The organism is candidate division KSB1 bacterium, assembly GCA_034505495.1.
GTDB lineage: Bacteria > Zhuqueibacterota > Zhuqueibacteria > Residuimicrobiales > Krinioviventaceae > Fontimicrobium_A.
Map to the genome: position 1 here is coordinate 12,259 of JAPDQV010000040.1, position 15,418 is coordinate 27,676.

The following is a 15,418-nucleotide window of genomic DNA, read 5'->3' on the forward strand; positions in this document are numbered from 1 at the left end:
TCGAGGGAATAGCCCGATCGAGTCTTTCGGTCGGGCTGTTTTATACCACTTGAATTTTGTCGGATGAATCGCTATCATGATATCATGATTTAACTTTGGTGTACTCATCCGTGAGCGCCCGCAGAAAATTCCGTCCTCACTGGAAACCTGTGCTTTTCCTCCTTGCCGGTTTTTCCGCCGCTTTGGCTGCAACCGACTATTCTGCCGAGCCGCTCGATTTGGTCAAGGAACAATTCTCTTGGACATCTTACCCGGAGCTGAACGGTAAAGGCGTCAACTGCATAGCGCAGGATCGGGAGGGGAAAATATGGTTTGGAACGGAATCAGGCATCTTTAGCTACGATGGTCTGCACTGGGAGCAGTTTACAAAAAGGTCCGGGCTGCCGGAGGGCGCGCCCACGGCAATCAAAGCTGCGCCGGACGGCACCCTTTTCGCCGTTTTCGAAAACCATGGCATCTATCGGAAAACAGATTCACTATGGCTGCCGATTGAAAATATTCCAAAGGACTCCCTGACCATTTTCCATGACCTGTTGCCGCTCGGCAGAGATTCACTCTGGATAGCAGCAGATTATGGTGCCGTGTTATTGGGCAGCGGTTCAATGCTCCTGATTACGGAAAACGGCCCTGCAACTATTACCTCAACCAAACCGCCGACGGACCGTAACGCTTTTGCAAACGTATACCAGATCTACCAGGATCGACAAGACAATCTTTGGCTTGTCCGCTCCGGGTATGACAAAGAGCTGCTGCTCATTCCGAATTGGAAAAAGAATCTCTTTCAGCCAAAGCGATGGTCTTTTTTTCCGACAAGAGCAAAAGGCTGCCCTTTAGGCCTGCGGCCGAACATCTTTCAAGCTTCAGACGGCAGCTATTGGATTACCAGTTACAGCGAGGAAAGCGGCATCTATCATTTTAAGCATCTTTTATCTCTATGGCAGTATTATGATCTGACAGCTTTGGGCGGCAACAATGTGGTGTTGTCGGTTGTCGAGACCAGTGACGGCATCCTTTGGTTCGGCGGCAACGGCTGTCTCTATGCTTTTCAGAAGGGAAGAATGCACTTTTATCCTCAAGAAGAGCTTCGGCTGCCCATCTCATCGCTGCAGCTCCTGCAGGCCCAAGACGGCTCCCTTTGGCTCGCGGGCGTGAACGCTTCGGTCTTTTCGATCGATTACGGCAGAAAATATTTTGACGGCTTTCAAGAGCTTCACTTTCAGGGTACTGCAAAAGAGCACGGGAATATCTTTCTCTCGCGAGAAGGCCGGTTGGTTTTGGCCGAGCAGGGATCTTACGGCTTCCGATCCTATGGTGTCGAAGACGGACTCCCTGCTGCACCGACTGCAGTTCTGATTGACCGTGAGGGAACACTGTGGATTTATGGCAGTCATAACGGCATTGCGGCGGTCGCCCGTTTTAATAAAGATCATGGCGAAATGGATCTTTTCCCAGACCTTTCCTGGAGCATCAGCGCGTCGGCTGCGGCTCAGGACAGCAGCGGCCGACTATGGTTCGGTTCGATGGGCGATCCCGCAGGAAATTTCCGCGGCGGCTTTGTAGTCTATGAGCCCGTCGGCAACGGTTATAGAAAACGGCGCATCATCCTTGATAATGATACTTATAACCGCATCAACTGCATCGTCGTCGCCGTCGACGGTAGCCTTTGGGCGGGCGGAAGCTATCTGATGCGCTGCGATTCAACGGATTGGAAGCCGATCATCGAGCCGAAAGAACTGCAGCGCGGCTGGTTCGATCACTTGCTGGCCGCATCGGACGGAGGCATCTGGGCGGCCAAAGGCGGCGTGGGTGTCTATCGTTATTTTCGAGGTGCCTGGGAAAAGTACACTCCGGAAAACGGACTGGCCGGAGTTATGGTAAGCTGTCTCTTGGAAACGAAAGACGGAATCCTTGCGGCAACCGAAACCGGCATCAGCTGGTTCGACGGTAGGAGCTGGACTACCTACGCCCTGCCCGAGCAAATCGTCGTCCCGCGCGAGAGCGGCAGTCTGCGCCTGGATCACGAGGGCCGCGTATGGATCAATCTGGCACCGCGGGACTGGTATTTCCGCGCTCTTAAACCCAATCGGTCGATCAAAAACGGACGGTTTTTATGCATCAGCTACTGTAAGGATCACTCACCGCCGCAGGCGGATTTTTCCGTCTACCCTTATCGACTCATCATGCCGGCCTCTCCATATATTGCCTGGTACGGCCGCGATCCCTGGTCGGTAACCGCGGAGAAAGACTTGACTTACTCTTACCGGTTGAATGACGGACCTTGGTCGGCCTTTACCTCCGTCACCTCGGTACGATTGCCCGATTTGCCTTCCGGGAGCTATACATTCGAGGTGCGGGCCCGAGACCGCGACGGCAACATCCAAGCCGAGCCGAAACAGATCAAATTCTATGTTGTGCCGCCTGTATGGCGTCAGCCTTGGTTTGCAGCGCTGATCTCCTTTTTTACTTTGCTCATACTAAGCTTGTTAGGCATTCTCAGCCTAAAAAATCAAAAGCTCGCCTTGGCCAATAGAGAAATCGAGCAGGCGTCCGCTTTTAAGGAACGCTTTTATATGAATCTCTCCCATGAGCTGCGCACGCCGCTGACGGTCATCCTGGCGGTCCTGGCCAAGGCGGAAAACCTTACGGGTGAAGAGTTGAAGCAGCCCATGACGGTGATTCGCAGGCACGCCGACTATCTCCGCCGCCTCGTCAATCAGCTGCTCGAGTTTCGCAGAATGGAGAGCGGTTCCGTGCGCCTGCAGGTTTCCGCCGGAGATTTAGTCGGTACCGTAAAAGAAACGATGCAATTGTTCGACTGGCTTGCCGGCGAACATCGATTGCTTTTTACTTTGCTTTGCACCGAGAACAGCCTGCCGGCATGGTTCGACCACAGTAAAGTGGAAACAATCTTGATCAATTTAATCAGCAACGCCTTTAAATATACCCCTGAGGGCGGCAGAGTGACCGTCGCCTTGCGCAGGGTGAGGCTTTCTGACAACAATCCCGTTTCCTCGCGGCGCCTCAAATCAAAACAGACGGAACCGGTCGAGTGGGCGGAGATCGTTGTTGCCGACACCGGCATCGGTATCCCTCAAGACCGCCTCGAGCACATTTTTGAGCGGTTTTATACCGTGGAGCATCCGGGACGTCTCTATTATGACAGTATCGGCGTAGGGCTCGACCTTACGCGGGAAATCGTTGAACTGCATAAAGGTACGATTCAAGTCCATAGTATCGAGCAACAGGGATCGACTTTTACCGTTCGCATTCCCATTGATCGCCGTGCATTTGCAGCCGACGAAATCGTCGAGCAAAGACCTATCGGGCCGCAGCAGCTCTCGCCGGAGCTCATGGAAGAAATCGAGCGCGAACGTGCAGCCCTGATGATTTCCGCGGACCGCCGGCAAACGCTCAAGGAACCCGCCGCATCAATCCTGATCGTGGAAGATCATCCCGACCTGCGCCGTCTGCTCTCCGACTTACTGAGGCCGTATTTCAAAGTAACAGAGATCGACAACGGACGAGCCGCTTTTACGCAAGCCGTCGAGACCGTGCCTGATCTGATTGTCAGCGACGTCATGATGCCCGAGATGGACGGCATCGAATTGACGCGCTCGCTCAAGCGGCATCCGGCCACCAATCATATTCCGGTGGTTCTGCTGACGGTACGTCGAGAAATCGAGCACCGTGTAGAAGGCTACGAAACCGGTGCGGACGCCTATTTAACCAAGCCGTTCGAACCCGAGGAGCTGATGGCGGTTATCGACACCCTCCTCGAAAACCGGAAAAAACTGCAGCAAAAATTCAGACAGGAAATCGTCATCAAACCGACCGACGTCACGATCCATGAATCGGAAAAAGTCTTTTTGGAGAAATGCCTGCAAGTAGTCGAGAGTCACTTGGACGATCCCGATTTTCACATTGACCGCTTTTGCCGTGAGATAGGCCTAAGTCGAACCCAGGCCTTCAAAAAAATCAAAGCCATCACGGGTTTCTCACCGAATGAATTTATCATTCACATGCGGCTCAAGCGCGCTGCTCAGCTGTTGAAGAATTCTGATATGAACATCAGCGAAATCGCTTACATGCTGGGCTTTTGCGATCATGCTCACTTTACCCGCCATTTCCGCCGCGCCTTCAACTGCACGCCCAAGGAATACCGCAAGCGTGCTGCTGCTTCATCGGCATGAGCATCTTCGCACCCTCATTAATCGAAACCGTTTGCCGCTCCATCCGGCATGACGGCCATTCTTAAAAGCTGGTCCGAACTTTTCAAATTTTCCGGACTGTTGTACAAGAGAAAATTAGCCGAAATCTGTACCTTGCCGCCGAAAATGAAAGAAAGGGTTCGCATGACGAAAAGGGCGGCTTTGTTTTTCATATGGACGGGAGCTTGGTTTGTTTCATTGCAGGCTGCGGAACGTTTGTCTCTTCCCATACCATCCGATGAGGTTTGGTGGGCCGGCGTAATCGATGACGGTTGGCAAATGCCGTTTGCCGTCGGATCCCGTTATCATCACGATTTTTTAGGCGACAACAAATGGAATCAAATCCAACCTCTGTTGATTTCGAATAGAGGCCGCTATATATGGAGCGAGGAGCCTTTTGCATTCGAATTCAAGGATGACACGCTCTATCTACAGGATAACGGCAAGCTGCGGATCGGGAAAGCAGGTGAAACCCTGCGGGAGGCCTACCTTTTTGCAGCCGAAACCTTCTTTCCCTCCTCCGGAAAGATGCCGGATGAAATCCTTTTTCAAAAACCGCAATTCAACACATGGATCGAGCTGACGTACAACCAAAATCAACAGGATATCCTCGCTTACGCCCGCGCTGCCGTGGCAAACGGTTTTTCTCCCGGCGCCTTTATGATCGATGCTTCCTGGCAACAGTCGTACGGCGAGTGGCTGTTTCGCGCCGACCGTTTTCCCGACCCCAAGGCCATGATTGAAGAACTGCACGCCCTGGGGTTCAAAGTTATGCTCTGGGTATGCCCCTTTGTAACCGCAGACAGTCCTACGTTCCGTATGCTGCGCGATCAAGGAGCCCTCATTCGTAATTTGTCCGACGACAAGCCGGCCGTCATCGAGTGGTGGGACGGATTCAGTGCTTTGCTCGATTTCACTCATCCTCAAGCCGATAAATGGTTTCGAGAGCAACTTCAACGGCTTGCCAGCGAATACGGCATCGACGGCTTTAAATTCGATGCCGGCGACAGCCCCTATTACCTCGGCCGCCTTCACTTTCATCATCAAGTCACGCCCAATCGTCAGACCGAGCTTTATGCAGCGATCGGTCTGCAGTTTTCCTTGAACGAGTATCGAGCCTGCTGGAAAATGGGAGGCCGGCCCCTTGCTCAACGACTGCACGATAAAAATCACAGTTGGCAGGACCTGCGACAATTGATTCCCAATACTTTTGCCCAGGCGCTTTCCGGTTATGCGTTTTCATGCCCCGACATGATCGGCGGCGGCGAAATCCAATCATTCCTACATTTGTCTGAAATCGACCAGGAGCTCGTCGTCCGCTCGGCGCAATGCCAAGCGCTGATGCCGATGATGCAGTTCTCGGCAGCTCCGTGGCGTATTTTGTCGGCGGAAAACCTGCAACTCTGCAAAGCTGCAGCCGATCTGCATCTGCGTTTCGCCGACCGCATCCTGCAATTAGCCCGTCATGCCGCCGAAACCGGTGAGCCCATCGTGCGGCCTTTGGAATATGTCTTTCCGCATATGGGTTACGAGCGCATTACCGATCAATTTATGCTTGGTGACGACATATTAGTTGCACCGGTCCTCGAAAAGGGTGCACACTCCAGGAATATCATTTTTCCTCCCGGCGTTTGGCAGGACGAAAATGGAAACCTCTATCGTGGTCATTCCCAAAGAAAAATCGATTCTCCGCTTGCCAGATTGCCTTGGTTTATTAAAACTCGGAAATGAAAAGGGTTATAGTCATGAAGCATCTAACCTTTGCGCCTATACTATGGCTTTGGTCGTTTTGCGCGCTCTTGATGGCCCAAAACCTGGTCACCAACGGCGATTTCGAGCAGGGGATGACCGGTTGGGGCACCTGGTTCGTCGATAAAAACGCCACCTGGGCCGATCCGCCGCGCGCCGACGCCGTATTCGCTGTAAAAAGCCCGGGCTTGGGCGGCAGCAATCAGGCGCTCTATGTGACGGTTAAAGAACCCGGCAAGAGCGACTGGTATATTTTGGTCGCCAAGTCGGTGCCCTTCAAAAAAGGAGAAATGTACCAATTAAGGCTTCGGGCGACTTCTACGCTCAAGCGCACCATTTCTGTGGCCTTTCATACGGACATCACCTCAGGAGGGCCGTTTGCTGTGACCACGATTTCCATTTCTGCAGAAGACAAGATATATGGGCCTTTTAGTGTTCTTTATGAACCTACACCCGTAAATCCCGGCATCAAGATTCAATTCGGCGGGATGAGCGGTGACGTCATCATCGACGATGTGGTCATCGAACAAGTTAAACCGCAACCAGATGAATACCATCCCTATAATTCGCTAGAGGACATTATCGGCGACATTACTCTTCCGCACGAAGGCCTGCCGCATGGGGTTCCGCTTTCGGTTGATTGGTCGCAGAGACCGCGTCGCGGCGCACAACGGCCGCCTGAAGGCTGGACGGCGGCCATTGCCTGGGGGCAACTCTATGAGTGGGCCGAGGGCAATCCGGCAACCAACACCCGTGTACAAATCCGCGATATGGAGATGTATTACCTGAGCAAATCCGACAATCGGTGGCATTTGCTGCAAAAAGCCCTGCGCGTCAGCGGCGCCGCCTATGTTGAGGACTTTCACGGTGACCTTAACAAACCGGCGGACATCCGTACTGAGCCGGACGGCAGCATTTCGGTCACCGCCGGCGACGGCTACAACTTTCATTTCTGGCCGTCTACCGGTCGAGTTACGATTCCCAAAGACGACATCGAAGGCTGCTTTGTCACCGTCCAGGCGCGATTGATCTTGGCCGATCCGAACGGCGTGGATGACCGCGACGATGCCCGCTATCTGTTGAGCGTCGGCGGCGACTGGTGGCAGTCGTTGACTGCCGTTTGGGACAACTGGAAGACCAATGCCGACATGGGCATCGGCCGGTTCCGATTTGTAAGAAAAGAGTGGCGCGGACATAACATGATTACGCTTTCAGCGGATCAAGTTCGTCAAAATCCGCCCCCGATTGCCGGGTCGACTGCGGTATTCGACCTCACCGATCGAGGTCATTTGCCGCAAGTCTGCCGATTGGAACAGAATTATCCCAATCCTTTCAATGCAACGACCACGATCAGCTACTCGTTAGCCGAAAGCGGATTTGTTGAATTGGCAGTCTACAACATTACCGGCAAATGCATCGCAATACTGGTGAATGAACCGCAGCAGGCGGGAGAGTACATCGTCTTATGGAACGCCGGTGACCTGCCCGGCGGTCTTTACTTTTGTCGGCTTAATGCGAACGGCCTTAGCCAAGTGAAAAAAATGGTTGTGCAAAAATAAAAGAGCGAAGATTCAAATAATCGCCAGGTATGGTACCAAGCTATTTTTGCCGATTCAGCATCAGCTGCAAGGAGGCGTCATGAAAAAAATCGCCGTTTTGACAATCTTCCTTCTGGCGGGATTTGACCGTCAAGATGCGGCAAACCTGAAAACATCAAGTGCCTATGCAGCAGACATCGTCATCATTCATCCGCAGGAGTACCCTCGTGCGCTGCGCAATCCGCATATGGGCTTTACCAATCGCGGCAATTGGGAAAACAATGAATGGGCAACCTTGATGCACAGCTATATCAAATGGAACGAGATCGAGCGCGATTCGTTAGACGGCATTGACGAGATCAAAGAATGGTGTGATAGAAACTGGGCCGGCGTGGAGCTCAGAAATATTAAAGTGATCCCGCGCGTCTATCTTCATTGGGATGGTGATCAAAAATACTGGCCTGCCGATATGAAAACCGACGATTACACCAGTGAGCAATTCAAGCGACGGCTGAAAAAGATGATCTGGAAACTCGGCCGGTGCTGGGACACCGATCCGCGCGTAGCCCACATCGAAATGGGCATTATCGGTAAATGGGGTGAACATCACAGCCCCAGCCCGACCTTGGCGATCCAAAAACTGCTGGGTGAAGAATTCCGTAAAAACTTTCCGCACAAGAAGGTACTGGTGCGGCATCCGTGGGAATTCAAGGAATTCGAATTCGGCATTTACTGGGACTCTTGGGCCCATTGGGATCAGATGCAGTCCCACGGCGAAGCGATTTACAACCTCGGCGATCGATGGAAAAACGAAATTATAGGAGGAGAAGTCGCCTATAATTGGGGTAATTGGAAAATCCAACCGGGTGATGACCCCACCGACACCATGATAGACCCTCAACATCGCAACTTTTTAATTGCCACCATTCGGCGATTGCATTGCACACAGCTGCGCTGGGTGGCGGATTATGATCAAAACAACGCCGCCGCCAAAGCCGGCGGCGAACTTGTACAAAAAGCATTCGGCTATCGATTCGTCATCGATGAGGTTTCTTATCCTTCGCGAATCGATAAAGATGAGGAGTTTACGGTAATGTTTACCGGCCGCAATGTCGGCTCGGCTCCGTTTTATTACGATTGGCCGGTGCAGCTGAGTTTGCTGAATCAAGCCAATCAAGTCGTTTGGAGTGCGGATTTTTCCCACGTCGACATCCGGACCTGGCTGCCGGTCGACAAGTGGGATGAAAACGATTCCCTTTATTCTATTCCTCCGCCCCCTTTCACGGCGGCCGATAGCTTCAAAATCACGGAATCCTTGAAACCGGGAGTATACAAATTGGCGATTGCCGTATTAGATCCGGCCGGCCGATTGCCCAGCCTGCGCTTCGCAATTAAAAACTACGCCAAGGGAGGCCGACATCCCATCGGCAACATCGGTTTTGGCGTAGACCTCTCTCAAGCCGAGCTGGATCCTTCGACCTTCGATGACCCCTATACCGATAAATCGCTCCGCTATGTCTACGATCCCGCCTTGATCGGCATCCCTGACAACGGGGAGGTGCAGCTCCCGCAAAGCATCATGTTGTTGCAAAACTATCCCAATCCTTTCAATTCGAGTACAGCTATTCCCTATGAGCTTTCCATGCCGATGTTGATCAAACTATCCGTCTTCAATTTATTGGGCCAACATGTGATCACTCTGGTGGATGAATTCCAGCACGCCGGATATCATGTGGTAAACTGGGATGGAAAAGACGCCAAAGGCATACCCATTGCAAGCGGAGTATACTTTAGCAGACTCGAAACTTACGGATATTCGGTTCAAACCAAAAAAGTTGTTTTGAAATAGAACAGACTCGGGTACGAACTTTTAAATGTTGCCCGTTCAACCCTAAGGATCCACCAGAGGCTGATAAAATTCGCAAAATCTCTTTCATTGTTATTACCATCGCCTTGCTGCAGTTTTCCAGGGTGAGAACAAATGTCATCAGGACCTTGTAAAGTGTCCAATCGCGAGGGGAAAAAATGCTCTCGAAAAATAACGGCAGGCTGTGAAATATTGATTTTCAAAAGACGGAAGGACCTATTCCCTATTCCTTAATGCCAAAGATTTGTCGGCATTAACCGCAGCCTTTCGTTTATTAAACAAGAGTGATGCAGGTTTGGTAATCTTTATTAAAAAAGGCGACAAATATGATACACGGCAAAACGCGAAAGCAATACCGAGATCGGACGGCTCCTGCTGTTCTGCTTTATTTACTTCTTTATGCTTCTGCTTTCTGTCGGGAAATCGATATGACTGTCTTTTGGGACGAGCGGATCGCATTAGCGAATCCGCACAAAGGATGGTACCATCATTTCCCGGACAACCACATCAACAAATATATCATCCGAGCGGATTCACATCTGCTTGATTTCCCCGGCATGGATCACATTTATATTCGACTGGCCTGGTCCTATCTGGAACCGGAAGAAGGAAAATTTAGCTGGGTCACGATTGATACAATTATTAACAAGTGGACGCAAAAAGGTCTGAAAATAGCATTGCGGATTAGTTGTAAAGAGACAAGCACTGATCGGATCGAGCAGCAGTTTGCCACGCCCAAATGGGTCATGGAGGCAGGCGCAAAGGGTAATTATTACCTCATGGGAGAGCTTGTCGGACCGGACGGCCCATGGGAACCGGTCTACGATGACCCGATCTTTCTGCAAAAACTGGAAAATTTTCTGCAAAAATTTGCCGATCGCTATGACGGCAGGCCGTGGCTTCGCTATGTCGATATCGGAAGCTTCGGGGATTGGGGCGAAGGTCATACCTGGGCAGGCAGCAGAATTGCCTATTCGATGGAACAGAAAAAAACGCACATCGATCTTTACTGCCGCTATTTTCAAAAAACCCAACTGATCATTAGCGACGATTTTGTCTATGATGTGAAAAATCCGGCCGACCGCGAAACCCTGCATCGTTATGTCTTGGAGAAAGGGATATCCTACCGAGACGACAGCCCGCTGGTCAATGGATATTTCAGCGGCTACAGCCAGACCTATACGGTACGCAGCCCGGAGTTCTTTCAAGATGTGTATCGGCAAAGACCGACGGTTTTTGAGCTCGAACATTACCGAGCCGTAAAAAGACAAGGGAATTGGCACGCGGAAGCCGGGTCGGCGATCTCTCAATACGCTCCCGGCAAAACCGGAGCGGATTTCTTTCGCGGTGCATTGGAATTGCTGCACGCTTCTTATATCGGCTATCACGGGGACGCGCTTGAGTGGCTGACGGATAATCCGGAATTGACCGTCGAACTGCTGAATCGATGCGGTTATTGGTATTTTCTTCACCGAATCAAAGCCCCGGATTCGCTGGTCATCGGCCAAACCGATACCCTGCAAATGATTTGGGAAAACCGCGGCGTGGCGCCTGCCTATCATGCTTATGTGCTCAAGATCCGCCTTGACGGCCCGCAAAGGCTCGATTTTGAACTGAATTCCGGGAACCAAAAATGGATGCCGGCGGCGACAGATGGATTTTATCACGAAAAATACCTCATCGCCGTTCCTAAAGAAGCGCCGCCGGGGTCATATCACCTTAAATTCAAGCTTTTTTCATATGACGAAAACAAGGATGTCGGTTTGGCTTTGAAAAAGGACTTGCTGGATAAAGAAAAGTATTATGATGTCACCCTAATCAGTTTGGTTAATGCTCGATCAAAATGAGAACGCCGGCTGGGAATTAAGCTTTTATTTTTCAGTTCGACTTGCGGAATTGTGCCTGCTTCCTAATAATTCACTCATTGCAGCCTCCGGTTCCCCGTAAGGTCATCGGGCTGCAGATATATTTTATGCTAATTAAGCTGACGAAAGACAGATCTGCTTCCCGCATTTCCTTTTCCCAGGGCCGCTGATTTGGAAATATACATGACTGATCGAGATGGAGAAAGAACACCGTCGCAGGCATAAAAGAGGTCTTACGATAAGTATGCTTCGGCCTTATGCTCCTCTGCATGTCCGACGCAGAATAATTCCAAGGTTTTTCCAAGGTTATTATTGAGCCTCTGCCGCCGGCCAAAACCCCCGATATATCGTGGATTATATTACATTTCAAGGGATCGTCGGTTTATTATTTTCACCATTATCATAACTTAAACGATTTATTATCTTGTTATTTATTATCTTGCATCTTTCCATCCGCAAGTTTTTTCTGCCGGCATTTATTTTGATAAAAGTCTACTAAGCCAAAAGTTGGTCGGCTGGTTCATTTTTCAATAACTAGGCGGGGTAATAATGAAAAAGAATTTGGCCATATTTGCAACTCTCCTATTGACGAGCGGAGCGTTTTGCCAACTCATCAATCCTTCTGAAACTAACCATTGCGATACTATTGCCGACACTGCCCAATCCGCGCTCTCGGTCATGCTCTCCTCATTCAAAGCGACCCAACAGGGAAATGCGGTGGTTGTTACTTGGGAAACAAAAGCAGAAATCAACCACGCCGGATTTAATCTGCACCGTCGTAGGGAAAAGGACTTGTCTTACATCCGCATCAATCCGCACCTGATTTCCGAAGGTCAAAAAACCGCGGAAGGGACCCTTTACGAATTCGTCGACACTCCGCCCAAGCCCGGCTTGTACATGTACCAATTGGAAGACGTGAACCTCGAAGGTTTTTCCAACTACTCCCCGATCATATCGATTGAAGTGACCGAGTTCATTACCAAAGTTGATGCCAAAAAGGAGAACGTCAATTCCTTTCGGATCAATCCCAACTATCCAAACCCCTTTAATGCCCTAACGACCCTTTCCTTCGAGCTGGCTCGGGATGAAATGGTCCGAATTTCAATCGTGGATGCCGACGGCAGGCTTGTAGAGGAGCTTTATTCCGGCGAGCTGTCGGCCGGCCGAAACGAGATAACTTGGAATGCCGAATCAGCCGCAACAGGCCTCTACTATGCTCTGGTACAAACGCCGACGTGCCGAGCCGTTCAAAAAATGACGCTGGTCAAGTAAACAGGCCCAAAGCAACTGCCGCAACAAATCTTTTTTTACTTATACCGCCATTTTTAAGCTGATGTCGCTGAGGCATTGCAACCGCTAAATAAAGTGAACCCCTTATTTACAGTTTCTCTGCATTGATTAATATCCCTCCTTTCCCGGCAGCGCTTCTATTCTCTTGAATTCCGCTTTCTCTTTTTGCCAAAATTGCGTTATATTTCGTAAGAAAAAGTTCTGCATAGGAAGATCTTTTCAAATTAAAAACAAACAGGAGAGTGCGGCATGAAAAAAACACTGTTGTGGATTCTCGTATCAGTTTTTATAAGCAATGTAGGAGCACAGCCGATTGATCGGTTTCAACCGACCTGGAGCTCGCTGAAAAAATACCAGTGTCCCGACTGGTTCCGCGACGCCAAGTTCGGCATCTTTATTCACTGGGGTGTTTATTCAGTGCCTGCTTTTGCCAATGAATGGTATCCGAGAAACATGTATCAACCCGACAGGTTCGAGTTCAAGCACCATCTCGAAACCTACGGCCCGCAAAAGGACTTTGGTTACAAGGATTTCATTCCGCTGTTCAAAGCGGAAAAATTCGATGCGGAGGAATGGGTGACGCTGTTCGAAAAGGCAGGCGCCAGGTATGTCGTGCCGGTGGCAGAACATCATGACGGCTTTGCCATGTATAAAACGGCTCTCTCCAAGTGGAACGCCGCAGAGATGGGCCCGCAGCGGGACATCATCGGCGAATTGGCGCAGGCTTGTCGAAAGCATGGCCTGATTTTCGGCGTTTCTTCCCACCGCATTGAGCATTGGTGGTTTATGAACACCGGCCGCCTGATCGATTCCGACGTCAACGATCCCCGCTTTGCCGATTTCTATGGACCGGCGCGCGGGGAAGAGGAAACGCCGTCGCCCGAGTTCATGAACGATTGGCTGCTGCGCTGCGTCGAATTAGTGGACAAATATCAGCCGCAGCTGTTCTGGTTCGATTGGTGGATTGAACAACCGGCCATGGCGCCCTATCGCAAGTCCTTTGCGGCATATTATTACAACAAAGGGATTGAATGGAACAAAGGCGTGGTCATCAACTATAAAAACGACGCTTTTCCGCCCGAGGCGGCGGTCTATGACATTGAACGGGGCAGCAGCAAGGCGACCAAACAGCATCCGTGGCAAACCGACACCTCCGTCGGCAAAAAGTCATGGGGGTACATTGACGGCGAGGAGAACAAAAGCGCCAACGAAATTATTGACGTATTGATCGACATTGTGAGCAAAAACGGCAACCTTCTGCTCAATATAGGCCCCAAAGCAGACGGAACCATACCCGAAGAGCAAAAACAGGTTCTTATTGAAATCGGCAAATGGCTGCAGGTCAACGGTGAAGGCATTTACGGCAGCCGGCCGTGGACAATTTCGGGAGAAGGCACTGCCGAGGCGCCGGACGAAACGGCAATGTTCAATGAATACAAAAGCAAAGGTTACACCGCTGAAGACGTTCGCTTTACCATCAAGGGCGATGTGCTTTACGCCTTTGTGCTCGGCGTTCCGACGCAAAAGACTGTCATCAAATCTCTTGGGCTGAAAGCCGGCAAAATTGCTTCGGTCGAATTAGTGGGCAGCACGGAAAAGGTGGTTTGGTCGCAGAACGCCAAAGGGCTGATGCTTCAACCGGCAAAACGGTATCCTACGGAGCACGCCGTCGCCTATCGAATTCGTTTTAAGTAGGCGAATAACTCTAATTATTGTCTCCCCCGCTTTGGTTCAACCGGGAAACGGCGTAAACGACAAACAGCAAGAGAAGGCCGCCGACCAAAGCGGCAATCAAAGTAATCGTGACAATCAATGAAAGGAGCGCAACCAAAGGTTGTTGCTCCTTTCGTTTTTTATAAAAATCAAAGATGCTGTCATAGAAAAGCCGACCAACCCCGATGACAACCAGGAGTATACCCGTCATCATTCGCCATAACGGCATGCGATCCGCCTGCAAAACGAAAAGGGGCCATAACAGCCAGACTGCAATACCCCATTGAAAAATCTGTAAAAAAAGAGAAAAACCGCTGTTGGGTCTTGATTTCATATCGCATCCATGGGAATCGGCAATCTTTTTCGTCGCATTACTCTTCCGCCCAAAAGGCATTGGGGATATGGCGAATGGCGGGTTGGGCGCCGCCGAGAGTTACAATGACAACGTCGAAGCGGCAGGCTGCCTCTTCGATGCCGTGCCGGAAAAAATACGCATCCGCCGTCTCGCTCAGTTGCCGCTGCTTGCGCTCATCCACCCACAGTTCGGGCTCGCCGAACGAACCGGCACGCGTCGTTTTTACTTCGACAAACACCAAAGTCTCCCCTTCGCGTGCGATGATGTCGATTTCGCCGTGTCCTGCTCGAAAATTGCGTTCGACAATTACCATTCCTTTTTGTGCAAGAAAAGCAGCAGCCAGGTCTTCCCCCAGCCTGCCGATTTTTTGGCGAAATGTCTGCATTAGCTGTTGAGTGCTTTGGGATGAAACGAACGGCGGTGTATCGGCGACAGGCCGTAGCGACGAATGGCTTCGATATGCGCACGAGTGGGATAGCCTTTGTGGCGGGCAAAGTCATATTGGGGATATTGTTCGTGCCATTGCATCATGATGCGGTCACGCGTGACTTTGGCCACAATTGAAGCAGCGGCAATAGAAAGCGAACGTGAATCGCCTCGAATGACGGCCTGAGCCGGTTGCGTAAGATTCGGCAGACGGTTGCCGTCGACCAGGACAAAATCGATTTGAAGGGAGACGGCCTCGACGGCGCGCCGCATGGCCATTAGCGCGGCATGCAGGATGTTGCAGCGGTCTATCTCTTCAACATCCGCAATGCCGATGCCGATGACCAGCGCCCGACGCTGAATAAGCGAAAAAAGCTCTTCCCGCTGAGCCGCGGAAAGCTGTTTGG

10 protein-coding genes are annotated in these 15,418 nt (G+C 50.9%); 7 read left to right on the forward strand and 3 right to left on the reverse strand.

Features of this window, described 5'->3' with window-relative positions; all coding sequences use genetic code 11:
- Positions 1–149 precede the first annotated feature (149 nt).
- From ONB24_13095 to ONB24_13125, 7 genes are all read left to right on the forward strand, one after another.
- Complete coding sequence (locus tag ONB24_13095; protein ID MDZ7317050.1) at positions 150–4,190, forward strand: response regulator; 4,041 nt, start codon at positions 150–152, stop codon at positions 4,188–4,190.
- 162 nt (positions 4,191–4,352) lie between these two features.
- Entirely contained in the window at positions 4,353–5,939 is a 1,587-nt protein-coding gene (locus ONB24_13100) for a glycoside hydrolase family 31 protein (protein ID MDZ7317051.1), read from the forward strand.
- 14 nt (positions 5,940–5,953) lie between these two features.
- Positions 5,954–7,516, forward strand: coding sequence for a T9SS type A sorting domain-containing protein (locus ONB24_13105; protein ID MDZ7317052.1), 1,563 nt, complete (start codon positions 5,954–5,956; stop codon positions 7,514–7,516).
- Between the two features lie 79 nt (positions 7,517–7,595).
- Entirely contained in the window at positions 7,596–9,344 is a 1,749-nt protein-coding gene (locus ONB24_13110; protein ID MDZ7317053.1) for a DUF4832 domain-containing protein, read from the forward strand.
- Positions 9,345–9,790: 446 nt separating this feature from the next.
- On the forward strand, positions 9,791–11,209 hold the full coding sequence (locus ONB24_13115) for a beta-galactosidase (GenBank protein MDZ7317054.1): 1,419 nt from the start codon (positions 9,791–9,793) through the stop codon (positions 11,207–11,209).
- 567 nt (positions 11,210–11,776) lie between these two features.
- Complete coding sequence (locus ONB24_13120) at positions 11,777–12,499, forward strand: T9SS type A sorting domain-containing protein (GenBank protein MDZ7317055.1); 723 nt, start codon at positions 11,777–11,779, stop codon at positions 12,497–12,499.
- 267 nt (positions 12,500–12,766) lie between these two features.
- Positions 12,767–14,212 (forward strand): alpha-L-fucosidase, encoded by a 1,446-nt coding sequence (locus tag ONB24_13125; GenBank protein ID MDZ7317056.1) that lies wholly within the window; start codon positions 12,767–12,769, stop codon positions 14,210–14,212.
- A 10-nt stretch (positions 14,213–14,222) separates the two neighbouring features.
- Here the strand turns inward: ONB24_13125 and ONB24_13130 are convergent, their stop codons facing one another.
- The 3 genes from ONB24_13130 to ONB24_13140 form a co-directional block, all read right to left on the reverse strand.
- Positions 14,223–14,564: a hypothetical protein gene (locus ONB24_13130; GenBank protein MDZ7317057.1), complete on the reverse strand. Its 342-nt coding sequence runs from the start codon at positions 14,562–14,564 to the stop codon at positions 14,223–14,225.
- Between the two features lie 37 nt (positions 14,565–14,601).
- The gene (locus ONB24_13135; protein ID MDZ7317058.1) at positions 14,602–14,970 is read right to left on the reverse strand and encodes a YraN family protein; all 369 of its coding nucleotides are present in this window, start codon (positions 14,968–14,970) and stop codon (positions 14,602–14,604) included.
- A partial coding sequence (locus tag ONB24_13140) for a ribonuclease HII (protein MDZ7317059.1) occupies positions 14,970–15,418 on the reverse strand: 449 nt, incomplete at its 5' end. The genes ONB24_13140 and ONB24_13135, both read right to left, overlap by 1 nt.